Raw genomic sequence first — 24,979 nt, forward strand, 5'->3', positions numbered from 1 at the left:
ATCAATTCAAACACAACTCACTGCAAATATTAAAAATCATAAATAACAGAAAGTTACGGTTCAACTGGGTCAATCATAAAATCCAGGCTTTTTTAAACGATTGATTTTCCGTGAATTTATTGATCGGTTTTACAGATCAATAAATCACTGTTGATAACCTTTACCTATCAACAAGACATCATCGATCGGTACAAACGTTTTTACTAAAGCCTGCAAAACATCGAAGATTCATCGAGATAAGCTTAAACACAGTCAAAATTATTTATATGGAAAATATAATGAAAAAATATGCTTTTGTTGCAATCATACTATCGTCTTTCCTTCTCGCAGGGTGCGATAGCGAGCCCTCAGAAAATGATATTTCAAATGCATTAAATAAATCGATAGAGAGCGGAAATTCCGCAGTTCGAGCTATTAATCCAAATGCATCACAAGAAATGCTTAGGAAACTTAACTCTGTTAAGAAAATTGATTGTATAAAAGAAACTGATAAAAGCTATAAGTGTAATGCTGAAATAAGTATTAATAACGAAAACCGAACAACTCCTGTGAAACTGTTGAAAACTGACGATGGCTGGAAAGTGATCGGCAATTAAAACGATGTTAGCCTAAAAGCTCCCTTCTGGGAGCTTTTTTTTGATAGACGTATCACAACCTTAATCTCTTCCTCGAACTTCCATTATTTATAACCCCCTTGCTTATCTCACGCTTCTCATACTGAGCTTTCAATTCAGCGTAGACTTGCTCTAATCTGATTTGATTCCCTTCGATGTAGTCAACAAGTGCATTTAATTGGATGAAAATGGCTTCTTTATTCCGTAATTTTTTTATGAAGTTACTTTTCATACATATAAATACGCTACAAAACATTTGCATAATATTATCAATATTATTAACAGAATCACTGTAAATAGCATGGGGTTGAAAATATTTCAGATGATATCCAACAAAGATGAGATATAACTTGTATGTGTATATTTCATCTTCTGAGTTATAGGTATCATTGATATATTTATCAATGAGCATAATAAGCTGTTCTTCTCTTGTTAGAGATTCGTTTTTATTATCCATAAGTTGCATCCTTGCAATATATAATCGTCTTCCTGACGAACATACATATAGATTTATCATATTATATAAATTAATCAAGTATTCCGTAAGTATTTATTTACATCGTAATGTATTAATTACATATTCAAGTTAGTTTTCGGTCAGTTCTTCTTCTATCTATTAGTGGTAACGGCTCATCTAAAATATGCTTAGTTATATTGTGTTTAAATGCATTATATTGCCACAATACAAATTGTTGTTTTAAGTTTCGATTTTCCACTTCAAGAAGTTGAAGCCTGGATTCCAGATGAAAAATTCTTTGAGAAGCAATAGACAGTGAAGAAGGCTTTTTGAAATTATTATGATTATCTTTAATACCATTCTTCTTACTTTTAAATGCCTCTTTAATCTCGTTATGATAAGACAAAGTTTGTCTACTCGGCCTATTACTAAGAAAAGTGGCACATTCTTCGCAAAGCTCTTCCCAGGTAATTTTCGGCTTACTCCAACCCAGCAACTTATTCATAATAAGAGTTTTTTCATTTTTAGTTAATTTTTTTGACATGAATAATTTCCTTTTTATTATTTGATAATTTTTCCGCATTACAGGTTCTTGATAAGTGTGAGTAACTTTTATTGGATAATCGAACGAATGATCCTTCAGGAACCTCCTTACTTTCTAATATACTAATTAACTCTTGCAATCGTTCCTTTATTTTTAAATGGAAGCTTAACCACCGATCTTTATCGATTTGACGATCATTTTCATTTGTATCTTTTCTTGTCGTTTCAATTAACTCATTAGTTTCTGACAATCGTTCTTTGAGTCTGGTTAAACTATCAAGCGAACCTTTAATGCAGATCTGCTCTGAACAATTTAAGCAATCTCTGAACTTTTCACATGGAGATATAGCGTAGTCATGAATGCAATATCCAAACTCTGTCTTATGAACAGCCCCATGACTAACAGATAAAAAGCTTTCTCTTGAAACAGGGTTACGGACTGTTATATTTTCACTAACTGTATAGTTAGTTGAGGAGCGCTTTAAAGATTCATATTTTTCGATTATCTCCTCTTCACTAACATGATTGTAAACCCTGTTTTGTTTTATGCTGGCTCTTCCTGACCATTTAGCTACTTCGTATTCAGTCATGCCCTTACGTTGAGCTATAGTATTTAATAGATGTCTTATTTGATGGGAGTGAAAGTGAAAGCTCTGTTTGTTCCGATTTTGATATTCGTATCTTTCGAAAATATTTTTTCTTTTTTCTTGGTAATAAGTATCACTATAAAAGGAACTTGTATGAGGCGTATATAATTCTATTATGTTGTCAGACTTATTTAAATGAAGGCTATCTTTAAAAAACAAAAAAAGTAACTCACTAAATTTAATATTTTTCTTTTTGTTATACCATGGGAATCCCTCAGGAAGACGGCTTTGCAATTCCTGCCATAAAGTTCTCAATGAATATATATTATCATGAGATTTGATAGATAAACGTTTTAGAAGCTTTATTCCTTCTTTTTCTGAAATTGATTCATTTAACAAAACCTCACAAACCTGAACAGTTGTTAGTAATTTACTCTCGGAATAGCGGCTAAATCTTGTCTGTTTATGGAACGCTTCAAAATTTAACTCCATAAGCTTTGCGAACATTCTGGGTTTATTAGTTAACCTTCTTACTCTATCAATTGCTTTTTGAGTGACAGGAGCCATGACACTCGGAATCCATTTTATATCTCCTCCGTAGCCTTTTCCTGCCCAAAAGCGTAAGCCCCATTTTTCATTACCTTTCTGTGTTGTATTCGTGAATACACAGTCAATAGATAAAGATAGAACTTCTGAAATACGTGACGGTGCTGACATTAATAAAGCAACAACGGATGTTGTAAAAATATCTCGTTTATCTGTTAACTCCTGGCTGAAAATATCTGCGAAGATATATATAATTTCTTCATTTGGTATTTTTTTATTATGTTTTTCTTTATCATCTAAAAAATAATCTTGTTTAAATCTAATAGGATTTTTCCACCCCGCTATATTTTTATAGGTTAGTTTATTTTTAAATAAAAATGAACATATACCTTTTAATTCCCGACCAATAACATAAGCATAATTATTACTATACCTATTTTTAATGAATGAAATAATTTCTTCAAGGATGCTATAATTGACAACGCATATATTAGCACACCCATATGTTTTAAGAAGGATATATTCAACGCACCTTAGAGTGGCGATTACTACCCCTAATCTATTTGATTCAAAAGGATATTCATGGGTAATATATGCTTTTGCAAAATCGATAAAATCCGAATTCATTTTTTCATTATGAAAGTGTTCTTCACTTAATTTAGTAAATTTTATTTTTTGTTTTTTTATAACCCACACATCCGAACCCCAGGAATTACGCATATCATTTGTCGCCTTATTCTGCATATTACTAATGAATAAACTCATAGAGTTGGTAACGTTTTGGATCTGTATGTCTTTTATATTAATTACACTCATTACCACCTCCTGATTTTATTACATTGCACTTTTTAATAACTTCGCTTACAGCTACGATTGTTCGATCTAGCGCCGTTGTAACTTTTATATCCTCTGTAATATACGAAATTCTTTTCCTTTCTTTTATAAGAAAATCATATAGCTCATTATGAGGAGCCTCTATCCAAGGTTTGAAATATGGACATGTGTAGCAAGGAATTGGGACGGGAGCATTGCAATCGTTACAATTGGAGCAGTTACCTGAATCCTTACCTTTATGGTTTTTTATTTTAATACTCCCAGTATCCGAATTAACTAATTCCCCTTTGAAGGCTTTAGCATAGTTCAATATACTTCCAGTAACCATGTCGTCTATTTTGTCTGCATGTTCTGGTATGTTTTTCACATAACAAGCTACAAACTTTGTCGAACGATGGTCTAATAATTCCGCTATAATACTCTCTCCATAGCCCTCTTGTGCAGCCCTTGTCCCTAACGAATATCTAAATCTTCTTGCATTGATAACTTTTGCGTATTCCAATGAGTCAATATTATTTGCGATTTTTTGTATTTTGCATGTAATCAAATTAGCTTTGATATGAAAATAGTCAGTTTCTAATAATCTTGAAAAATCATTGTTATTTGTAATTATATTTAAAGATTCAAGATCAATAAATAACGGTAGTTCTGCTAACTCATCATTAGTTAAATCTCGGCCCACTAAATTTTCTACAACATTAATATTCTCCTCACACAAAATAATGATCAAGTCATTAAGCTCTTCCGTTATTTTTAATTTTTTAAATTCAGATCGAAAGGCACCACTATGTTTTGCTCTTGGATATTTTAATGCTATTTCATTAGAATGAACATCGGAAAGGCTCAATATGTCTTTCAATTTTAAATGCGAGGTTTGTATTGGTCTACGCCCTGTGTATGAGGTTATCAATGCCATAACTAATTCGGAAATTTTAATAATTCCTTTTTCATATAATAAAATAGCGCCTTCGTTAAAATTTATTATGTCATTTTCTATCAATGGACCTTTTCTTAAATCCATCGTATTTACCATTTCCCCTATACGTCTTTTTTTTGTTTTACCCTCACACAAAACTTTAACCTGATAATCAGTTACGCCTGGATATTCTAAATAAAGCCATTTTTTAAAAAAAACTCTCATACTTTCAAGGTGGTCTGATTTATTGTTTATTGCTTGCTTATGATAGTTTTTTACAGAAAGATCTGTTATTAGACCATCTTTTGAGCTTTTCAAAAAATCATTAAAAGCCCAGAACATTTTCTTTGTATAAGAAGTAGACCTTGTTGTAGCAAAAAAACTCAATGTATTCAAAAAATAGTTATGGTGCGATGAATGTAATTTTCCAAGAATCAGACTTATATTCAATTTTACATTTTTATCTAAAACCCATGCAGGCTCTGCTAATGAGAATTTATATCTGCTATTTGCTGTGATCAATTCATAATCTCTTCCTCTGCACTTTTTATTATTTATCATTTTGCACTCCTCTATTTCTACGACTTAATCTTTCTTGCAATCTTACTGAAGCATCATTAGCTTTCTCTTTAACAAATCTTTTATTATATTTTTCGGCTGTTCCAGAATTCGGTCTCCACCCCATTACTTTTTCCCTGATGACTCCCTGTTCTTTTTCACTCACATTAAGTGAATCCATTAAGCAAGAAAAGTTGTAATTCCAAGTGTGACGAAATTTATGACCTGTTAGACCTTTTAGTAAAAGATCACACTTACTGATTGTAGATAAAATTTTAAAATAACCAGATTTACTCAATGGCTCTCCCTGAAAGGGTCCAGATTTATATGTTATAAATAAGAAGTCAGATTTACCTTTTGCAAAGAGCTTTCTATCATAAATGATATAATCCATCAATTTAGATGATAATTCATTACTTAATGCTAATGCTCTGCCAAGGGTTTTAACCAGTGGCTGATTTAATCTCGGATCATTTACCTCGTCTGCTCGCCTTCGAATGTAAAGCATTTGTTCTTGAAAATTAATATCTCCAATTTTTATATTTAATAACTCACCACCTCTAATCCCCAATTCAGTTAGAACCATTATAATTATTGCATTTCTATTTCTTACAATAGATTCGAATGGATTATCGGGTGAATGAGGATCGATACTTTTCATTATTATATCTACTGAACTATCACTTAATGCTTTATCTCCATCTCCAGCGCACTCACTATCGTTATAGTAATTACAAATTGGCTTCCTTGCATTTATAGATTTAAGCATTTTAGACAGGTGAGTTTTATACTTTGGAAAATCATATTGTAGAAGTTCTTCTGTTAACCATGAAAGATAAGCAGTAATATTATCTAACCTATTGCATAAAGTTCGCTTTGACACATAATCAGATTTATGTCGCATACCTTTTTTCAAATCAGAAGTCTTGGAAAGAAAAATAATTAAATGATCGATATCCCTTCCTGATAAATATTTCCCACTTAAAATATATTCTTCGATATCGATATTTTTCTTCTCCATGAATCTATAAAATAGAGAAAGATTAACTGCTTTTGATTCTATTGTAGCAATAGCATGTCCACTATTTCTAACTTGTGTCGTTAAGTATAAATTAGGATGAAAAAGTGGCATTCCTGTTTCTTTATTTATTATGACGCAATATCTTTCCCCTGAATCAAGAAGAAATTTACTGACTTTTATTTCACTCATATAGTCTCCTTTTTTGCATTTTTATTAGGTGTAACACTTATAATTATTTTGGCAATATTAATCTTGCACTTTTAGGGTTTTTAAATTGTATAACGACATGTTTAGGAAGGATATTTTTTGAGAATCTTGCGATTCCCCTGCAGGGGAATATATAATCCTTTCTGTTTACCTGAGAATGGCTAAAGCCTTCTTCAAATCATATACCAAGCCAATGTGCGTAAAAAATGTAAAAAAACATGCAAAAAAAAGTTACTAAACTTATATATTTTTTGCATTTTGCCAAAATAATTACTTTATATATATTCTATGTTTTTTCATATTTCAAATTTATTTTTAATGAGAGATACTTATTTTACATATTTATTCTTTGATTGATTTATTTTTATGAATTAAAACGTGATACAATACATTATTGCTTATGAATGTATTTGCTAAGGAAGGTTCATCTTGAGGAAGTTGTTGAAATCATTTTCGATTGGATTATCAATTATTATCGGAACTGCTGGTTCTCTTTTCGGAATATATTCATATTTTTTTCCTCACCCACCAGATATGCACAGGAAAGACGATATAATTGGAACCTGGACAACAAATTATTCATATTCGTATGATGAAAAACGAATTGTTGTCTTTGTAAAGGGCAAGACCTCTTACTTCTCAAATGGAAAATACAATGTTAGCGGAAAAATGTCTTATAAAGCGGATAAAATCAACAACTCTAATATTTATGTTTCTTATTTAGTCAATGGCGCGGGGGAATGGGAGATCAATGATAAAGAATTAGTTATCTCTCTAAACAATTTGAAATCAACTCCTGAGAAAATTATTTATAATGGAGAAAATGTTGATCTTAAAAACCTATCTGCATTAGAAAATATCACACATAAGAAGTTCCCGGTAGTTGAAGACATGATGGCTAATGGTGCAAGTCAATCATATAGAGTAATAATTGACGAGCATAATTACAAAACACTTGATGTGATAAATCCATTTGGAAGAGATTTCAATATAGAGATGTATAGAGAAAAGTAAATAATACATTTCTGATATACACGGCCAATGTAGAATCGGCCATGTTTATCTATTCATCAAAGACATCATTCAATGTATATCTTTCCTGTTCTGATTCCGAAGCACGAGAAAAATTATTTAATGTTGACGTGAAAATTTCGTGCCAAATAATCCTTTCTTCTTTATTTTTCCACTTCTGAAATAGAGCGTTTTCAATTGAAATCCATACTACGCCTGCATTTGGTTCTAATAGGTTTTTCTTGAAGTCATCATCAGGAATAGTAAGAGCATGAGATAATATTTGGCTTGGAGCCGTTGAATTACTTTTATCGCTAACTTGCCAGAAAGGTTGAGGTTCACAGAAATCTAGCAATGAATTGAAAGCCAATCCGCGAACTTGGGCAGCGTGCATAGTATTTTTGACTTTATAGCCATCTCGCCAAGAGCGAAGATCGCCAAGCATATAATTTATGCGTTGGTTTCTCGCCTTGCTGTCTTCTGATTGATACTGAACGTAAGGAGGACCGCCACCATTTTGTCGGTATCTTGCTAATGTTTTCACACTGATACCCAAGTAGAGAGCAGCTAACTCAACGCTTAGTGTTGTTTCATCTGGCATATCACCAAACAAGCGCCATATCTCTGACATTTCTCTCAGTGTCTCAATGATCTGCATATTTCTCCCGACAAAAATAGAGTGTATCTACAACTAATCATTAACTCTTCTTATATAAATCATCGTTCACCGATAGAAAGAATTCGCCTAAAATTCTCTTCTAATTTATGTTCAACAGTGTCTGAATCACACCCCCATATCTCGGATATACCTCTAATTGCTTTATCAACATCCCAAGGGAATAAATTTTTTCCACTGAATTTTGCGAAAGGTGCATCTGTCTCTGTTAACAATTTATCTTTTGGTATTAACCCGATTATCTCTTTTCCTTTTTTTGAGTTTAACATTGCCGGGCCAACTGAGAACCACCCTCCAATATCTATGGCTTTATCAAGCTCCGTTTTTGTGCCTGTAAACCAATGGAATATTGGAACTCCATCAATCCCCTTCAATTCATCCACAACTTTATCTGCACTACCTCGTGAATGTATTGACAGAATCCTCCCGCCCTGGTTATGAACCTCTCTTAAAATATGTCTAAAAACTTTCAGTTGGATCTCAGCATGTTTTTTATAATCCGGTCCACCATCAAGCCCTATCTCTCCAACATACTTTACTTGGGGTAGTAAAATATCAAAGATACCTAATTCTTCGTGCCGTAAATGTGCCAACTCAGGATGAAGTCCTAAAGCAGTTTTTATTCTTTTGCAGCCAGAAACAAGCCTATTGCTACCAATATACGCTTTTGGCGTAGTCGTGACAGAAAGGACATATAGCCCTTTCATATCACATTGATAAATAATATCCTTTGGATCTTTATATAGATCCAAATGACAATGCATATCAAACTTCAAACCAATTTTTCCTTTTTCAAGAAAGCTTCTACTTCTTGTAATCCTTCAAAAAATACATTTTCATACTTGCCAATATCCTGCTCTTTAAGCTTTCCAGATTTCAACACCCACGCCTTCAAATTTCTTTTTTTAGCATTCTCAATCGCCATTATCACTGAAAAGATATCATCTCTTCCATCTTGTTTATTTTTAACAAAACTCAGTAAATTAGTATATGAAGCTTGGTGATATGTTATTGCTTCTTTAACACCTCCTCTAAGTAGGGAAGCTCGCCTTATCATGCAAGGCACACAATAGCCACATTGCTGATGCTTTCTTTTCCAGTGACTGCACGAAACTGTGGAATCAACAATCTGGGCCAATGTTTTCTTATCTTTGCATTGACTAACCATTTCTCCTTTTGTTTTGAATTGATACGGGTTGATAAACTTCATTTTAAAGCCAATATTATCAAAGATAGCCTGCATCATTTCTATAAAATATGGATGAGTAGTTCTTGTGCTAAGAGAGCCGATTCTACGATTTGTCAATGGTGCATTCAAAGAAATAAAACCGTTCTCAGGAACATATATCGATATATTACTTTTATCATTAGCTTTCATCACAGCATCTGCACCAACAGCAGCAAATGCTAAGAAATTTAAGCTCCGAGTTCTCATAGTAATATCTCTGTCCATTCCTCTTCCTATTGGATTTGCACTGGTGCAAAGCCTTGAAAAAGTTCCTTTATCTTTTATCCCTTTTGATATTTGTGCCTGTTTGGTCTTATCTCCTTTGTAGGAATGACTAATTAATAGAGGTTTTTCACCTGCTGTTAACATATCAATGACTCCTATTGCGCTATCTAAGCCCCCTGAGAATAAAGAAATACAATCCAGTCCTTTTAAATTTATTAATTTACGCCCATTGACTGGTTTAAATGGAACTGGTGGCTTCATTCCGTCTTTTTTAAAATCAAAATTCCAGACGTCTCCACTTAAAAACTGTAATGCTTTTTCAATATAAGTTTTATTCTTTATCCAGATAGTTGGGTTTATGACCCTAACAGATACGTTTATATCCCGTGTCCAACCATCAAAGCAATCATCACGAACTATAAAGGTGTCAGCGGCTGTCACAGCCATTGATATTGTCAGGAAATCCATTACCTCATCTGATATTTGAACTCCTAATCTTTTAATTGCGTCATATACAGGCTTTCCTATAGTTGCAATATCATTTCGAGGTTTTATTCCATTTTTGGCAATGACTCCATCTCGCGAATAAATTTGGACTGAAATCATAGAATCATTCGATGCTGGCAACCGACTATAATCATGGTCTATATAAATATTCATTCGCTATAACCCTTCCATTCATCCCATACTTCGGTAATAACATTTTTTTGAATGTCAATAATATCTTTTTTTGAAAAAGACCTAATATTTTTACTTATTTTAGGCTCCATATAATTATCAACTATTGCACTTATATACTCATGCAAATCATTTTCTGCATTCTGCAATTCTTTCGCTGACTCTGCATTATTCCAAGCTTTCCCTGCGTCCATTGTAACTTGAATAAAAATACTATCAGTTAAATAGCAAATCATCGTTTCAATAAGAACATCGTCTGTAATATCTTGTGGATTAAATGTGGTCTTCCCGTCTAAAGCTTCGACTAATGCATCATTCATTGCGGTTTGAATTTTATCAGCATCCTCACTTCCATCAGAAAGGGCATGGGATATTCTTGCAATTGCGTCTTCACATGAGAGCCCATTAAGGCTATTCAGGTCAATAATAGGATTACTGTTCGGGCCGTTTACAATCCCATCATTTAGTAATTCAAATAAGCCACCACCAGCACTAACAATATTACCAAGTCGTTCGTTCGCTGAATCTCCTCCACCTGTTACTTGTCGAGAATAGCGTCCAAGAGCACCTTTTAGTGAAGCGTTGTCTCGGCTTTTAGCAAATCGACCAAAAAGCGTCCTAAATCCACTTAGATTTTTGTTTTCTCCATTTTTTGCTTGATCTGCCCAAGGTGGAACAAGGGCATTCCCATTTTTAGGTCCTTTGCTTGACTGCGACGTTCCCATATCTTCTCCTTATTTAAACCAATTTTTATCTTTTATAAGTGCATTCATCCAATGTGGCTGGTCGCTAATACCACTTATAAATCTTTTAAGAATTTTTGCCGCTTCGATATGATTATCTGCAACTAACACTGCTCCAGCAAAACCAGCAGGTTGTTTACTCCATTCAGTTATAGTACGGAGATGTTCGATCAATCCCTCCATAACTGGGATAAACTCGTCTTTAGATACATCCCTTATTGCTTTTACAGCAGCCTGAGAACTTTTTCTTGTTGTCGATATCAATACACTTAAAGCATCTCTAGCTTTCGGAGATATACCTATTACATAGTGACCGGCTGGCATGGTTTCACGGGATAAATAGATTGATGCACGCAAATCTTTATCACTCAACTTTGGGTCAAGCTCAAACCATTTTAAAATAAACTCACTTGTTGCATCGTCTTTTTTCCATGCATCTGGGACGGACTCAGGTAATTCTTTAAGCTTTTTGCTTTCTATTTCACTAAATATTTTTTTGTAGTCTTTATTTGAATCAATTAATGAATATAAGGCATTAGCAGCATCTTCTCCCGCGCATCTTTCAAATATTACTAACTTTGTAATTACATTTTCATCTAATGAGATCTTCCTTCTCTTAGCGATATTTGATCTCATTTTAACAATATTAAGTAATCTTTTAACTATTCTTGGATTACCATGTATTATCGGTGATGTTGCAAAAATAGGTGCAAGTCGGTCTACCTGATCATATGCTCTTGCTAATTCAAGATTATTTTCACTTTCTAATATTTTTATAGCATCTTCTTTCTTCATAGGATCTTCATGCCATGATTCCTGTAAAGATTTTTCCAAAGCTATTCTTAATTTTTCAATTAAATCACTTCTAATTCCAGCATTGACTGCATGAAGCATAAAAAGATATGATCTTATTTCTAAAAGCCCAGTCCTTGGGACCCTAATTGGGACTTGTATTAACTTATCTAAGTAATCAATATGATGTCTTGCAGATGTCCCTTTGAAATATTCTGATACAGAGGTTCTTATCATATCTTCATCGGCTGCGATAACAAACGCAGTATTCGGTAGGAACAAGAACAGCCGTATAGCTTCTAATGTCTGTATAGCATTATGTGGCAAACAGCGATCCAAGTTATCTATAAAAACTATTAAATTTTTATTCAGATCATTTAAAATACCACTATACTCTTCTCTAAATAAATTTATTTGCTGTGGTGGCGTTAATACTTCCTTATCTTTGATTAAACCACTTTTTGCCAATTCAGCTCCTGTATTAACAGCGTCTTTATATGTATTATCATTAATGCCATTACTGACAATATTTTTAATTGCACCCAAACTTCGGGACACCATCCCCCCAGTAGGAATTCCGTGTGCCAACGCAATGCCCTCAAGGGTTAGCCCTAAAGCTCTAACTTTATCTACCCGATTAAATAAACTGAATGTCCTTTCTACGAGAGTTTGATTCCCTTGTGCTGCTTCGTTAAGTTTGGTTGCAATAACTTCTAATAATGCAGCTCTCGCATCATCATACCCCTGATATAACCAAGCATCAAAATTGACTACTAATATGTCTTGGCCATCTTCTTCATTTATCTGTTTTTCTATTATTTTGAGCAATGAAGATTTTCCTGCTCCCCAATTCCCAAAAATTCCAATAGATACTGGCAACATATTTTCAGACTTCAATATATCCACTGCCAGACTTGAAACTTCACCAAAATTTAAATAATCAATGCTCGATTCCACGTCAGACCACATACTCATCTCCCTATAGTTACATCTCAAACAAGCACTCTATTGGTTTCATAATGTGATTATTGCAAATGAAGTAATTTCCAACAACACAACATTTAGCAACAAGTTTCGTTTAATAGTGGATATTTTGCCGAAGCCAATAAATTATTATATAACTTAGGAGCTGTATGCAGGATATGCAATTCAATTCGTTGTAATGCTTCATAAATACGATCTTGATCAGGTTCTGCATAGCGTTCAGTTGGATCGGTGCTATTTCGGTGATTTAGCAATCTTTTAACAACAGCGTATGAAGTGAGTTCCTCTGCTACTCGGCCAAAGGTTCTCCGCAGATCGTGCATTCCCAGCTTCATAATCCCCGCTTCCTGGCAGAGATTTTCCCGCAAACTTTTACTGTCTGAATAGTGTCCGACCTTACTCCTTGGTGAACGTGCAGGAAACACCCATTTTCGCTTGTCCAAGCGAGTTTCAGTATCAGCGACAATATCAAACCTATCTTCAAGGATACGCTTCACCCCATCACATATAGGAAGCTCGTGGTCGTTACGGTTTTTCGTGTCGTAATATCGAATTGTTCTATTTTTCAGATCCACATAGCTGGTCGTTCTGGCTTCTTCATCTGTAAGAGCCTCTCTCCAACATAGTGAAGCCGTTTCTTCTTTTCTGGTTCCTGTCAGAACGGTCAACAGCAAATAATCACAACCGAGGCGGTTGAAGCTTCGCTTGTTGTTTAATGCAATTAAAAACCGCCCAAGGGTATCTTTTGGTGACAAGGGGTTTCGAACACCTTTCGCACGATAGCTATCTTCCAGTTCAGATCGTGTCCTGAACTTCTTCTGCACCTTTAAAATCGAGAATGGATTGTATGATAACGAAGGTTGTCGTTGTTGTGTCTGTGCATTACCCGCTTCGATCTCGATTGCATGTTTAACCGCGACATTAGCCCAACGGAAAGTTTGTTCAGCGGCGGTTCTTGCTCTGCTGGCGATCTCGTCAAACTTACGAAGAATTTCATTACCTGTAAGATCTTTTATCCGAAGGTTTTGCCACTCATTCAAACGATTTTCAGCTTTGTCCAGGACATTGAGCGTGTTGGGTTTAGCTGGTTTCGTTCTGCCAAGTAAATGGTTCCGATATTGGGCAAAAGCTTCACTCATGGTAAGTTCAGCCAAATCGAGTTCCCGCTTAATCTTGTTGGGATTTCTTTTTGTTGCGATCATTGTCTGAACTAATTGTCGAGCGGCTTCCCTTGCCTCATCAATACTTGGAAAATCCGACACATTTCCAACCTTTACCTTCAAGACAGAACTTGGCTTCTTACCCGAACTGACGTTACGATCTGACGAGGATACTCTTCGCTGGATTAGATACGTTTTTTTAGTCACACTGATCTTCACTCCGAAACCGACTGGTGAATCACGGTGATCATCAAAAACTATGTAAGGTTTCTGCTGTGGGTTGGGTTCGAAAACAACTTTACCAGAGCTACTTAGCTCTGGCTTAACATTGACATTTAACTTGTTGATTATAAATGACTGACTGAGAGTTGTTTTCAAAGCATCACCACCATTTGTAGCCCAAGAATGATTAGAAGGTAACTTACCACGCCTGAGCTACAAGTGAGCTACAAATTAATGGGTTTATGTGAGTTTAAAGGGGTTTCACTTGGGGCCACATGAGCACTCTAAAGAATTAAAAAACGAGTAAAATCAATATGAATGAGTCTATTGACAAGGATCTATCAACGCACACGCCCATGATGCAGCAATACCTGCGCCTTAAGGCGCAGCATCCGGAGATCTTGCTATTCTATCGGATGGGGGATTTCTACGAGCTGTTCTATGACGATGCCAAACGAGCCTCTCAGTTGCTGGATATCTCGCTGACCAAACGCGGTGCCTCCGCGGGTGAACCCATCCCAATGGCGGGCGTACCTCACCATGCGGTGGAGAACTATCTTGCCAAGCTGGTACAGCTTGGGGAATCGGCCGCAATCTGTGAGCAGATTGGCGACCCAGCCACCAGCAAAGGTCCGGTAGAGCGTAAAGTGGTGCGCATCGTTACCCCTGGCACCATCACCGACGAAGCCCTGCTGCAAGAGCGCCAGGACAACCTGCTGGCGGCCATCTGGCAGGATGGCCGTGGCTTTGGCTATGCCACATTGGATCTCAGCTCCGGCCGCTTCCGCGTTGCCCAGCCAGAAGATCTTGAAACCATGGCAGCCGAGCTGCAACGTACCAATCCGGCTGAGCTGCTGTACCCGGAAAACTTCGAGCAAATGGCGCTGATCGAACAGCGCCACGGTCTGCGCCGTCGCCCGCTGTGGGAATTTGAGCTGGACACCGCACGCCAGCAGTTGAACCTGCAGTTCGGCACCCGCGATCTGACCGGCTTTGGCGTCGAGCAGGCCCATCAGGCGCTGCGCGCGGCGGGCTGCCTGCTGCAATATGTCAAAGATACCCAGCGTACTTCGCTGCCACATATCCGTGGCCTCACCATGGAGCGCCAGCAAGACGGCATCATTATGGATGCGGCCACCCGCCGTAACCTGGAAATCACCCAGAACCTGTCCGGCGGCGGTGAAAATACCCTGGCCGCCATCCTCGATCGTACCGTTACCCCAATGGGTAGCCGTATGCTCAAGCGCTGGTTGCATATGCCCACCCGCGACGTCCAGGTGCTGAACAACCGCCAGCAGGCCATCGCTGCATTGCAGCCATTGAGTAGTGAGTTGCAGCAACCTCTGCGTCAGGTTGGCGATCTGGAGCGTATTCTTGCCCGTTTGGCACTGCGCACGGCTCGACCACGGGATCTGGCATGTATGCGCCACGCCTTCCAGCAGTTGCCGGATATCCGCGCCCTGCTGGAAAACGCTGATGCACCACAGATGCAAAAGCTGTTGTCACAGGTCGGTCAATTTGACGAGCTACAGGCACTGCTGGAGCGCGCTATTGTGGAATCCCCACCGGTGTTGGTCCGTGATGGTGGCGTGATTGCTCCGGGTTATAACGAAGAGCTGGATGAATGGCGGGCGCTGGCCGACGGTGCTACCGACTATCTGGATCGCCTGGAGATCCGCGAGCGCGAGAAGCTGGGCCTGGATACGCTGAAGGTTGGTTTCAACGGCGTACATGGTTACTACATTCAGGTCAGCCGTGGGCAAAGCCACCTGGTGCCGATCCACTATGTGCGCCGCCAAACGCTGAAGAATGCAGAACGCTACATCATTCCCGAGCTGAAAGAGTATGAAGACAAGGTGCTGACCTCAAAAGGGAAAGCCTTGGCGATCGAAAAAGGGCTGTATGACGAGCTGTTCGATCTGCTGCTGCCGCATCTGGAGCAACTGCAACAGAGCGCCGGAGCCTTGGCCGAGCTGGATGTGTTAGCCAACCTGGCGGAACGTGCCGAAACGCTGAACTACGCCTGCCCGACCATCACTGAGCAGCCCGGCATTCGCATAGTCGATGGCCGCCACCCGGTGGTGGAACAGGTGCTAAGCGAACCCTTTATTGCCAACCCGGTTTCCCTTTCGCCGCAGCGCCGTATGCTGATCATTACCGGCCCGAATATGGGCGGTAAAAGTACCTATATGCGGCAAACGGCACTGATTGTGTTGCTGGCACATATCGGTAGCTATGTACCGGCGGCAAAAGCCACCATCGGACCGGTGGATCGTATCTTTACCCGGGTGGGCGCAGCAGACGATCTGGCTTCTGGCCGCTCAACCTTTATGGTGGAAATGACCGAGACCGCCAATATCCTGCATAACGCCACGGAAAACAGCCTGGTGCTGATGGATGAGATTGGCCGTGGCACCTCCACCTACGACGGGCTTTCCTTAGCCTGGGCCTGTGCAGAAAACCTGGCCAGCCGCATCAAGGCTATGACGCTGTTTGCCACCCATTACTTTGAGCTGACTACCTTGCCGGAGAAAATGGAGGGCGTGGTTAACGTGCATCTGGATGCGCTGGAGCACGGTGATACCATTGCCTTTATGCATAGCGTACAAGATGGTGCTGCCAGTAAGAGCTACGGCTTGGCGGTGGCGGCGTTGGCCGGTGTGCCGCGTGATGTGATCAAACGTGCGCGCCAGAAGCTGCGTGAGTTGGAGAGCCTCTCCAGCCAGACGGCAGCGGGTACGGTAGATGCCACCCAGATGACGTTGCTGAACGACGAGGTGTCACCGGCGGTAGAAGCGTTGGAGACGTTGGATCCGGATTCTCTTTCGCCACGCCAGGCGTTGGAGTGGATCTACCGGTTGAAAAGCCTGGTCTGAGGCGGTTTCATTGACTTGGGCATATGACCCCTCTCCCACAGTGAGAGGGGGATTGTCCGAGTTCGTTATCAATTGCAGACACTGACCTAACCACGTTACTCGTCATCTCGCTTTTACGGAAAAATAGAACGATCACCGTACCTGATGACAACACCGTCAATCGCAGCAAATCGCAGGCATAAAAAAACGGTGAGCGTCATCAACGCTCACCGTTCTTATTTTATGGCTATAACGCGTTTATTCGCGGAACAGTGCCTCAATACTCAGGCCCTGCATTTGCAGAATTTCACGCAGGCGGCGTAAGCCTTCAACCTGGATCTGACGAACACGCTCACGTGTCAGGCCAATCTCACGGCCAACATCTTCCAGCGTAGCCGCTTCATAGCCTAACAGGCCGGAACGGCGAGCCAACACTTCACGCTGTTTGGCGTTCAATTCGAACAGCCATTTGACGATGCTCTGTTTCATATCATCGTCTTGCGTGGTGTCTTCAGGCCCGTTGTCTTTCTCGTCGGTCAGAATGTCCAACAGGGCTTTCTCTGAATCCCCACCTAACGGCGTATCGACAGAAGTGATACGTTCGTTCAGGCGCAGCATACGGCTGACGTCATCAACCGGTTTGTCGAGTTGCTCCGCAATCTCTTCAGCGCTGGGTTCATGATCCAGTTTGTGAGAAAGCTCGCGCGCGGTGCGCAAGTAAACATTCAGTTCTTTGACGATATGGATCGGCAAACGGATAGTCCGGGTTTGATTCATGATCGCCCGTTCAATCGTCTGGCGGATCCACCAGGTCGCATAGGTGGAAAAACGGAAACCGCGCTCTGGGTCAAACTTTTCCACCGCACGGATCAGACCAAGGTTACCCTCTTCGATCAGATCAAGCAGCGCCAGGCCGCGATTGCTATAACGACGGGCAATTTTCACTACCAGCCTCAGGTTACTTTCTATCATGCGGCGGCGGGACGGCACGTCTCCGCGCAGTGCACGCCGCGCAAAATAAACTTCTTCCTCTGCGGTTAGCAGAGGGGAGTAACCGATTTCGCCCAGATAGAGCTGCGTGGCATCCAATACGCGTTGGGTAACACCTTGAGACAACAGCTCGTCTTCCGCCAAGTCATTCTCGCTGGTCTCTTCTTCTACCTGCGCTTTTTCATCGAATGACTCAGCCTCCATGGCGTTCTCGTCGAAATCTGCATCGTCATGTAACTCGTTAACTTTCAGCGTATTTTGGCTCATAAAGCGGCTCCTACCCGTGATACCGCGAGCAGAATACAACGCATTCTGCCCAATCTATCGCTGCGGAAGATAACGCAGCGGGTTTACGGATTTCCCCTTGTAACGAATCTCGAAATGCAAACGTACTGAACTGGTTCCGGTGCTTCCCATCGTTGCTATTTTCTGCCCCGCCTTCACTTCTTGTTGTTCCCGGACCAGCATGGTGTCGTTATGGGCGTAGGCACTCAAGTAATCATCGTTATGTTTGATGATGATTAGATTACCGTAACCCCGCAAAGCGTTGCCTGCGTACACTACACGGCCATCGGCGGTAGCAACAATCGGCTGCCCACGGGAACCAGAGATATCGATGCCTTTGTTCCCACCTTCCGATGAGGAGAAGTTATCGATGATCTTACCGTCAGTTGGCCATTTCCAGGTGCTAACTGGGGCGCTGTTGCTGGCGGTGCTGCTCGCCGGAGGCGTAGCGGCTGGTGCGGTAACAGGAGCTGCGGCTGAGCCTGCCACAACGGCTCCTGATGCAGGTAACATTTTACCTACATTCTGTTTACTCGAGTTATCAGAATACGCGTTCGTTGATTGAGAATCAACCGTTGCAGTTTGTATCTGAGTGGTAGAAGGTGGTTTTGACACCGTACCATTCCCACCCGCTAACATCCCACCGCCGCCATTGGCAGAACCACTCCCCAGTTGCAGGGTTTGGCCGACTTCCAGGCTGTATGGCTGTGGAATATTGTTGCGTTGGGCCAGATCGCGGAAATCGTTGCCGGTGATCCAGGCAATGTAGAACAACGTGTCGCCACGTTTAACGGTATAGGTACTACCACCGTTGTAGCTCCCTTTGGGGATCGAGTTATAGCTACGGTTGTAAACAATACGCCCCTGTGATGCATTGCCGCCACCGGCGTTGGCCGATGCGGCAGCTCCACCACCACCGACGCTGCTGATAGGTGCCGAAGTAGAATTTTTATCCGAACAACCCACTAACCAAACACTTAACATCGTACACACCGCAACTCGGCGTAAAGAACTCATTGGGCTTCCCGTGCTCATGCTTCCCCCATGACAGCAATATCAAAAAATACCTTATACATCGTAGCCGAGCTTTATCGTTCTACAGCACAAGGTTTCCCCGGCCGATCCCTGAAAATCAGAAGATCACCCACCAGGGAGCTAAAAAACCGTGGCGCCAATGCTAGCCACATTGGCACGATCACGCCATAAGACAACTACATACTGGAACAATTCTAATGAAAATTAATATTATTCAACTTATTTATCCGTCATGTTGCTCTGCGTAGGCTAAGCCAGTTCGCCCTTGACCAAGGGAACGAATCGCACCGCTTCAACGGTATCGATGGAAAATTCACCGCCCCGCCGCTGAATGCATTGCAGTACCTGAGCCTGTTCGCCCACCGGCAACACCAAAATTCCACCGTCGTCCAACTGCTGCATCAACGCCTGCGGGATCTCCGGCGGCGCGGCCGTCACGATGATCGCATCAAATGGTCCACGCGACCCCCAGCCTTGCCAACCGTCGCCATGGCGGGTTGAGACATTGTGCAGATCAAGCTGCTTGAGACGACGCTTGGCCTGCCACTGTAGCCCTTTGATGCGTTCAACGGAGCAGACATGCTGCACCATATGCGCCAGGATCGCGGTCTGATAACCCGAACCGGTGCCAATCTCCAGCACGCGTGAGCTCGGCTGCAGGTTCAGCAGCTCGGTCATGCGCGCAACCATATAAGGCTGAGAAATCGTCTGCCCCGAACCAATAGGCAGGGCCGTGTTCTCATAGGCTTTATGGGCTAATGCTTCATCAACAAAACGCTCACGCGGAACGTTCTCGATTGCCTTGAGCAGCCGTTCGTCCCTGATCCCCTGCTGGCGCAGCTGTGCCAGTAGCGTTTGTATGCGTTTGTTCACCATTCCCCGCTAACCTCTGCTTTGGTTAACCATTTTGATAGCACATCTTGCGCCCCGTAGGCGGTCAAATCCACCTGCAAAGGCGTGACCGACACGTAACCCTGCTCCACAGCGGCAAAATCCGTGTCTGGGCCCGCATCGAATTTATCACCCGGTGGCCCGATCCAATACAGCATCTGGCCACGCGGATCCGGTTGGCTAAACACCTTATCGGCGGGATGCCGGCTGCCACAGCGGGTCACTCGTATCCCTTTAATTTCCGCCAACGGTAAATCAGGGACATTGATATTTAGGATTTTACCGGTACGCAGCGGTTCTTGTTGCAGCGCGCGCAATATACGACAGGTGACTACCGCCGCCGTCTCATAATGCTGATGACCATTGAGCGACACCGCCAAAGCGGGTAGCCCCAGATGGCGGCCTTCCATCGCAGCAGCCACGGTGCCGGAATAGATAACGTCATCACCCAGATTTGGTCCGGCGTTGATACCAGACACCACAATCTCCGGTGCTGGCAGCATCAGTTCATTAACGCCAAGGTAGACACAGTCCGTCGGGGTGCCCTGCTGCACGGCAATATCGCCGTTGGGCAACGTCAGCGTACGCAGCGGCGACTCCAGCGTCAGCGCGTTGGAAGAGCCACTACGGTTACGATCGGGGGCCACCACCTGCACTTCGGCGAATTCACGCAACGCCGCCGCCAGTATCTGGATACCCGGGGCGCTAACGCCGTCGTCGTTGCTCAGTAGTATTCTCATAATGAATTTAAACGACTTTCTTGATGAAAGCGATAAAACGAAGAGTTTGACTTACCTTGCTACATCCATCTGTTTTTAATGATATTTTCAATAGTAAGCCCAACCTGCCGTGTTACCCATTGTGACTTGCGTGGTACAGCAAGGCTTGCCTCGCTGTTGCTGATAGTATTAGCCAAAACGGCCAGCTATGCGATCTACTATACAATTCAACGGTCATCAGTGGCAAACAGGGCAGGATAGCCCCCTAGGCAAAGGGGCCAGGTTGAATACCTGAGGTAGGGTGAGGGCCGACGAGTTCGCCCCTCCAGACTATTGGGTCGTGGGCATATAAACAACGCGCAGCTTGCCGGTGTAATCACCCGCCGTTTTATCCGCCATTGAGAAGGCAGGCGTCGTCAGGGTCAGCGGGGCCGGCACGCAAAGTACTGCGGCTCCACCGCCAGGTAGAACCACCAGCCGCTGAATATTGCGGCGGTTGGTATCGCTCCAGACGATTTCTTTACCATTGGCGACGTTTTGCACTGCCCCGGTGGTGGGATTGATCACGCTGACCTGGTAGTCCAGCCGGTCACGTGGCTTGGATTTATCCCCCCCATTACGATACAGGGAGAATTGCCCGTCTGCTCGCTCCGGTGCGGTGATGCCCTCATCCTGAAATAGCAGGCTGATACGTTTACTGGCCGAGTTGTTGCCGTCGTAGAGGCACATATCCAGGCTGGTACTACCGCTAACGCTCTTGCCGCTACCAACGCCTGGCCGAGTTTTCAGGTTCAGGTTAACAACGGGTGCCGAAGTCGGGAAGGCGGGTAGATAAATCTGCTGATTACTATTATCCGTCACATTGAACACGATGTCCGCAGACCAGGTATGTAATTTCGTGACGTTCGTACACCCCTCTGCCGTACTGCTCCAGTCTCCCGAACAAGAAGTAATAGGCCATTGCATCAGGTCTTGTTTAAGCGTGGCCGTCCAACGTCCAGCACTTAACTTCTTCAGTTCTGCCTGAGGAATCGAAAACGTAAAAAAGGCCTTACAGGGCCCGTCAGCCTCAGCGCTACCAATAGTACCCAGAGTGCACTTCCAGACCCCGTCCGTCTTCGGTATCGTTATTCTGCTGCCTTCAATGACCAAAGGGACCACGGTTGTCGTTTCTGCCAAAGTAAAATTCAGCGTTATTTTTGTGGGCCTTACCGATGAATTATTCCAGACCGGTCTATTCAGGCATGCACCATATTTTTTGTCGGTCCGACTTTGGCAGACCAGAGTGTTACGCCCCCACTTTGGTTGATCATTTTCATCAAACCCAGCAGATAAATTATCCCAGATAACAACTTTTGCAGGCATAGAGTCCAGAGCTAGCCCCATGGTTAACACCGTATTTTGTGCTACGGGTGGTGTCGCAGCCAACGTCGCGGTGGGGAAAACCAACAACGCTGGCAGGAGCATTAAAGCATTGACGCTTATTTTCATTTTCAGATCCTTAATTCATGTTCATCGCCACCGGCACTCCAGAGCCATGGCCCTGCCGCACGGCCATCAATTGCGCCTGCTTCTGCTCGGCTGGCGGTATGTTAGCCATGGTCACCCCTGCACAGCGGGTGGTACCGACATAGCGCACCACGTCACGCATGGCCTGCACCTTCATGGCACACTGATAGAACTGCGAGCCACGCATCAGATACAGTTGCTTCATTGGCCGGGTGGTTTCCAGGCTAAAGCCACCTTCACCCAGCGGGGTCCAGGACAGCACGTTAAGAGGAATGCCGTTAACCAAAGGCCTATCCTGCTCATCCAGCATTCTGCCCAACCAGGTGTAGCGCGAAGTCACCTCAATATTCCGGCGCAGCACTTTCCCCGGCACCATAAACGCCATACGCGTTCCCGCCCCTCGGCGGATCTCGCTGCTGATACCGGCAGGAGCGCTAAGTGATTCGTTGATATCAAAGGTGGTTGGCTGATAGCCCGGTACGGTAAACAGTGCCCGGCTGTTGCTGCGTACGTCCGTCTGGCCGCTGCCGTCTACCGCTACGCTGATCAATGCGGCACGGCTTTCTTCCCCTGCATCCACCCCAACCGTGATCGCGGAGGCCGGGCGGCCATCTCCCCAGCGTCCCCAATAAAGTCCGCTGCGATCGACCAACAAAGAAGAGCTATAGCTGCCGCTGCTGCTGAGCGTGTGCCGGTTCGCTACCTTGTCATAGGCGTCACTGACGGCGAAGCTGCCGTTACCGTACTGCCCACCGGCACGGGCGTAGGTTGCAGCGGTCAGGGTCTGGCTATTGACGCCATAAATCGAAGCCCCCATCTCATTTTGCCCGCTCTCATCCATATAGCGGCTGTAGTTGGCGTTATAACTGAGTTGCCCTTCCCCACGCTGGCTATTGCGATAGTTGGCGCCCAGAGAGGTAGTGCTGTTAGTGGCACCGCCACGGCGCCCGGAGAACGATAGGCTGACGGTGAAGTAGCCGCCTTTGTCGGTTCCCTGCTGGCCGCTATCATGGCGCCTGAAAGCGCTGACTCCGCTGTTGATGTTAATGTCGTTGAACGCAAAGGAACGGCTGACCCCAATCTGCCAGGTTTGACTACGCGAACGCGTCGTGTAGATCTGCTCCCAAGGGGCGACATCCTGATGGTTGTCATCATTGCCAGACAGTTCACTGCGATAGCGGTAACGCCCTCCACTGCTGTTAAGCGAGTAGCCAATATTGGCAAACCACTGCGCGAGCGGGACTGAAAGCATCAGGTTGGAACTCTGGTAACAACCGCTAAAACCATAGTTTCTCTGTTGAGAGTCGCAGTCAGGCACCGAGAGGGCCGAGCGGTAGAAACTCAATGAAAAACCGTCGTTATAGTTTATTTGCTGAATATTTCCCCGTGTCCCCTCGCTACCGGCCAGATAACTGGCGCGAGCCGTCATGACGCCATCCAACGGGCCACTGTTAAAACCATGGCTCCAGTCCGCCGCCCCTTCCCAGTAGTGTACGTCGCTCAATATCGTGCTACCCGCCGTCAGCGACAGCGAATCGGTCAACGGAATACGCAACCCGCCTTGCACCACCCGCCGATCGTCCGCCATAGGATGCGTATCGTGGTCTACTTCAACCCCAGCTTGCAGGAACCACTGAGGGCCATTGAGCTGAGACACACCGGTGTTGGTATAAGGAACGGTTTCTGTCCTGACTAACTGGTTATCCTCATAGATCCGCAATGTGACGGTATAGCTGCCGCTGGGGAAGGTACGCGTATCCAGTTCCTGTGCCCCGGCATTCAGGTAAAAGGAAGACAGTAACTGTTCGTCACGATAGGCGTCGATGCGAGCGTTGCGCGAAAGGAAGACCGAGACCGGGGTCCCACGGGAAACCAGGCTCTGGTTGACCCAGGCCGTGGTCGAACCAGCCCGTAACCCACGGATCTTGCCAATCGGCAATTGGCTCAGGTTGATGTTGCCCCCCGCGTTGCTGAAGATGTCACGGGAGTCCATCATACCGCCTTGCAGATAGAGGCTTTTCCACAAGTCCTGCCGAAAATAGGCATTATTCATCTCTATCTGCTGATGGTTGCTATGGCGGTAGCGCTGCCCCGTATAGAACCAGTCGGCATTAAGATAGCCATTTTCAGTGACGCCCAGTGAGCCAGTCCCCTGCAGCGACAATGACTGATAGCTTTCATCAGCAACAAAATTGAGGTTTTGCTGATGGATCAGCGCATTTTCACTTTCTGCTGTCGCCTGATAGAAACCGCTACCGGCAGCTTTTTTCGGGAGGTACTGACGGTCAAGGAACAGGTTAACCCGGGAATTATTCTCGTCATAGATGATGCCAACCGTCTGGGTTTCCAGATAGTCGCAACTTGGCGCGTTACCATTACCGCTGCAGGCAAGGTTGCCATTACGCGCGAGCGGTTGCCCCAGCGCTGTCATCAGTTGTGCACCAAGCTCAGGATCGTCGTTGAACTGTTGCTTCACGGCATCAGCCAGTTCCGCTGGCTTTATGAAGACAACCTGTTCCAGATTAATATTGGCTTCATAAAGCCCGAGAGACTTGCCATAAAGGGAAACATCAACCCAAACAAGCTGCCCTTGTGCCAAGGCCTCGAAGCCTGGTGGAATTTTAGGGGTAGCCGACGAATCGTGTTGCATAATCATAAGGCCTACCAACAACCCTGCAGATAGGCTAGCGCGA

The 24,979-nt window shown here is 43.2% G+C and carries 20 protein-coding genes; 3 read left to right on the plus strand and 17 right to left on the minus strand.

What is annotated here, in order from left to right; all coding sequences use genetic code 11:
• Nucleotides 1–278: 278 nt before the first annotated feature.
• Nucleotides 279–596, plus strand: coding sequence for a cell wall-binding protein (locus tag ACKWMY_RS25840; RefSeq protein WP_409487340.1), 318 nt, complete (start codon nt 279–281; stop codon nt 594–596).
• Between the two features lie 52 nt (nt 597–648).
• On the opposite strand, the gene ACKWMY_RS25845 is transcribed toward ACKWMY_RS25840, so the two are convergent.
• The 5 genes from ACKWMY_RS25845 to ACKWMY_RS25865 form a co-directional block, all read right to left on the minus strand.
• A complete protein-coding gene (locus tag ACKWMY_RS25845) occupies nt 649–1,071 on the minus strand; it encodes a hypothetical protein (protein ID WP_409487341.1) in 423 nt (140 codons plus the stop codon).
• A gap of 124 nt (nt 1,072–1,195) precedes the next feature.
• Entirely contained in the window at nt 1,196–1,615 is a 420-nt protein-coding gene (locus tag ACKWMY_RS25850; RefSeq protein WP_409487342.1) for a hypothetical protein, read from the minus strand.
• A complete protein-coding gene (locus ACKWMY_RS25855; protein ID WP_409487343.1) occupies nt 1,596–3,563 on the minus strand; it encodes a hypothetical protein in 1,968 nt (655 codons plus the stop codon). The genes ACKWMY_RS25850 and ACKWMY_RS25855 overlap by 20 nt, the downstream gene beginning before the upstream one ends.
• Entirely contained in the window at nt 3,550–5,058 is a 1,509-nt protein-coding gene (locus ACKWMY_RS25860) for a site-specific integrase (protein ID WP_409487344.1), read from the minus strand. Before ACKWMY_RS25860 ends, ACKWMY_RS25855 begins: the two co-directional genes overlap by 14 nt.
• Complete coding sequence (locus ACKWMY_RS25865; RefSeq protein WP_409487345.1) at nt 5,048–6,265, minus strand: tyrosine-type recombinase/integrase; 1,218 nt, start codon at nt 6,263–6,265, stop codon at nt 5,048–5,050. The genes ACKWMY_RS25860 and ACKWMY_RS25865 overlap by 11 nt, the downstream gene beginning before the upstream one ends.
• A 447-nt stretch (nt 6,266–6,712) precedes the next feature.
• Between ACKWMY_RS25865 and ACKWMY_RS25870 the strand changes: the two genes are divergently transcribed.
• On the plus strand, nt 6,713–7,297 hold the full coding sequence (locus ACKWMY_RS25870) for a hypothetical protein (protein ID WP_409487346.1): 585 nt from the start codon (nt 6,713–6,715) through the stop codon (nt 7,295–7,297).
• Nucleotides 7,298–7,346: 49 nt separating this feature from the next.
• Here the strand turns inward: ACKWMY_RS25870 and ACKWMY_RS25875 are convergent, their stop codons facing one another.
• From ACKWMY_RS25875 to ACKWMY_RS25900, 6 genes are all read right to left on the minus strand, one after another.
• A complete protein-coding gene (locus tag ACKWMY_RS25875) occupies nt 7,347–7,952 on the minus strand; it encodes a hypothetical protein (RefSeq protein ID WP_409487347.1) in 606 nt (201 codons plus the stop codon).
• A 59-nt stretch (nt 7,953–8,011) separates the two neighbouring features.
• Complete coding sequence (gene qatD / locus ACKWMY_RS25880) at nt 8,012–8,746, minus strand: Qat anti-phage system TatD family nuclease QatD (RefSeq protein WP_409487348.1); 735 nt, start codon at nt 8,744–8,746, stop codon at nt 8,012–8,014.
• The gene (qatC, locus tag ACKWMY_RS25885; RefSeq protein WP_409487349.1) at nt 8,743–10,083 is read right to left on the minus strand and encodes a Qat anti-phage system QueC-like protein QatC; all 1,341 of its coding nucleotides are present in this window, start codon (nt 10,081–10,083) and stop codon (nt 8,743–8,745) included. The genes qatD and qatC overlap by 4 nt, the downstream gene beginning before the upstream one ends.
• Nucleotides 10,080–10,826 carry a hypothetical protein gene (locus ACKWMY_RS25890; RefSeq protein WP_042568529.1) on the minus strand — a complete coding sequence of 249 codons (747 nt, stop codon included), beginning with the start codon at nt 10,824–10,826 and terminating at the stop codon, nt 10,080–10,082. The genes qatC and ACKWMY_RS25890 overlap by 4 nt, the downstream gene beginning before the upstream one ends.
• 9 nt (nt 10,827–10,835) lie before the next feature.
• Nucleotides 10,836–12,605: a P-loop NTPase fold protein gene (locus ACKWMY_RS25895; protein WP_042568530.1), complete on the minus strand. Its 1,770-nt coding sequence runs from the start codon at nt 12,603–12,605 to the stop codon at nt 10,836–10,838.
• 92 nt (nt 12,606–12,697) lie between these two features.
• The gene (locus tag ACKWMY_RS25900) at nt 12,698–14,158 is read right to left on the minus strand and encodes a tyrosine-type recombinase/integrase (protein ID WP_042568531.1); all 1,461 of its coding nucleotides are present in this window, start codon (nt 14,156–14,158) and stop codon (nt 12,698–12,700) included.
• 158 nt (nt 14,159–14,316) lie between these two features.
• Between ACKWMY_RS25900 and mutS the strand changes: the two genes are divergently transcribed.
• Nucleotides 14,317–16,878, plus strand: a complete 2,562-nt coding sequence (gene mutS, locus ACKWMY_RS25905; protein ID WP_409487350.1) for a DNA mismatch repair protein MutS — start codon at nt 14,317–14,319, stop codon at nt 16,876–16,878.
• Nucleotides 16,879–17,115: 237 nt separating this feature from the next.
• On the opposite strand, the gene rpoS is transcribed toward mutS, so the two are convergent.
• From rpoS to ACKWMY_RS25935, 6 genes are all read right to left on the minus strand, one after another.
• A complete protein-coding gene (gene rpoS / locus ACKWMY_RS25910; RefSeq protein ID WP_409487351.1) occupies nt 17,116–18,114 on the minus strand; it encodes an RNA polymerase sigma factor RpoS in 999 nt (332 codons plus the stop codon).
• A gap of 54 nt (nt 18,115–18,168) precedes the next feature.
• Nucleotides 18,169–19,149, minus strand: coding sequence for a murein hydrolase activator NlpD (gene nlpD / locus ACKWMY_RS25915; RefSeq protein ID WP_186529476.1), 981 nt, complete (start codon nt 19,147–19,149; stop codon nt 18,169–18,171).
• 267 nt (nt 19,150–19,416) lie between these two features.
• Nucleotides 19,417–20,043, minus strand: a complete 627-nt coding sequence (locus tag ACKWMY_RS25920) for a protein-L-isoaspartate(D-aspartate) O-methyltransferase (RefSeq protein ID WP_065687018.1) — start codon at nt 20,041–20,043, stop codon at nt 19,417–19,419.
• A complete protein-coding gene (gene surE, locus ACKWMY_RS25925; protein ID WP_065687019.1) occupies nt 20,037–20,798 on the minus strand; it encodes a 5'/3'-nucleotidase SurE in 762 nt (253 codons plus the stop codon). Before surE ends, ACKWMY_RS25920 begins: the two co-directional genes overlap by 7 nt.
• A gap of 309 nt (nt 20,799–21,107) precedes the next feature.
• Complete coding sequence (locus ACKWMY_RS25930; protein ID WP_261458515.1) at nt 21,108–22,268, minus strand: CfaE/CblD family pilus tip adhesin; 1,161 nt, start codon at nt 22,266–22,268, stop codon at nt 21,108–21,110.
• 10 nt (nt 22,269–22,278) lie between these two features.
• A complete protein-coding gene (locus ACKWMY_RS25935; RefSeq protein WP_409487352.1) occupies nt 22,279–24,942 on the minus strand; it encodes a TcfC E-set like domain-containing protein in 2,664 nt (887 codons plus the stop codon).
• Nucleotides 24,943–24,979 lie beyond the last annotated feature (37 nt).

Origin of the sequence: Serratia sp. J2 (assembly GCF_046269175.1) — a bacterium.
GTDB classification, from domain to species: Bacteria; Pseudomonadota; Gammaproteobacteria; order Enterobacterales; family Enterobacteriaceae; genus Chania; species Chania fonticola_C.

What these genes read in the sequence shown, in the direction of transcription:
- ACKWMY_RS25840 (WP_409487340.1), top strand. Translation starts at nt 279, where the DNA reads ATGAAAAAATATGCTTTTGTTGCAATCATACTATCGTCTTTCCTTCTC.
- ACKWMY_RS25845 (WP_409487341.1), bottom strand. Translation starts at nt 1,071, where the DNA reads ATGGATAATAAAAACGAATCTCTAACAAGAGAAGAACAGCTTATTATG.
- ACKWMY_RS25850 (WP_409487342.1), bottom strand. Translation starts at nt 1,615, where the DNA reads ATGTCAAAAAAATTAACTAAAAATGAAAAAACTCTTATTATGAATAAG.
- ACKWMY_RS25855 (WP_409487343.1), bottom strand. Translation starts at nt 3,563, where the DNA reads ATGAGTGTAATTAATATAAAAGACATACAGATCCAAAACGTTACCAAC.
- ACKWMY_RS25860 (WP_409487344.1), bottom strand. Translation starts at nt 5,058, where the DNA reads ATGATAAATAATAAAAAGTGCAGAGGAAGAGATTATGAATTGATCACA.
- ACKWMY_RS25865 (WP_409487345.1), bottom strand. Translation starts at nt 6,265, where the DNA reads ATGAGTGAAATAAAAGTCAGTAAATTTCTTCTTGATTCAGGGGAAAGA.
- ACKWMY_RS25875 (WP_409487347.1), bottom strand. Translation starts at nt 7,952, where the DNA reads ATGCAGATCATTGAGACACTGAGAGAAATGTCAGAGATATGGCGCTTG.
- qatC (WP_409487349.1), bottom strand. Translation starts at nt 10,083, where the DNA reads ATGAATATTTATATAGACCATGATTATAGTCGGTTGCCAGCATCGAAT.
- ACKWMY_RS25890 (WP_042568529.1), bottom strand. Translation starts at nt 10,826, where the DNA reads ATGGGAACGTCGCAGTCAAGCAAAGGACCTAAAAATGGGAATGCCCTT.
- ACKWMY_RS25895 (WP_042568530.1), bottom strand. Translation starts at nt 12,605, where the DNA reads ATGTGGTCTGACGTGGAATCGAGCATTGATTATTTAAATTTTGGTGAA.
- mutS (WP_409487350.1), top strand. Translation starts at nt 14,317, where the DNA reads ATGAATGAGTCTATTGACAAGGATCTATCAACGCACACGCCCATGATG.
- rpoS (WP_409487351.1), bottom strand. Translation starts at nt 18,114, where the DNA reads ATGAGCCAAAATACGCTGAAAGTTAACGAGTTACATGACGATGCAGAT.
- nlpD (WP_186529476.1), bottom strand. Translation starts at nt 19,149, where the DNA reads ATGAGTTCTTTACGCCGAGTTGCGGTGTGTACGATGTTAAGTGTTTGG.
- ACKWMY_RS25920 (WP_065687018.1), bottom strand. Translation starts at nt 20,043, where the DNA reads ATGGTGAACAAACGCATACAAACGCTACTGGCACAGCTGCGCCAGCAG.
- surE (WP_065687019.1), bottom strand. Translation starts at nt 20,798, where the DNA reads ATGAGAATACTACTGAGCAACGACGACGGCGTTAGCGCCCCGGGTATC.
- ACKWMY_RS25930 (WP_261458515.1), bottom strand. Translation starts at nt 22,268, where the DNA reads ATGAAAATAAGCGTCAATGCTTTAATGCTCCTGCCAGCGTTGTTGGTT.
- ACKWMY_RS25935 (WP_409487352.1), bottom strand. Translation starts at nt 24,942, where the DNA reads ATGATTATGCAACACGATTCGTCGGCTACCCCTAAAATTCCACCAGGC.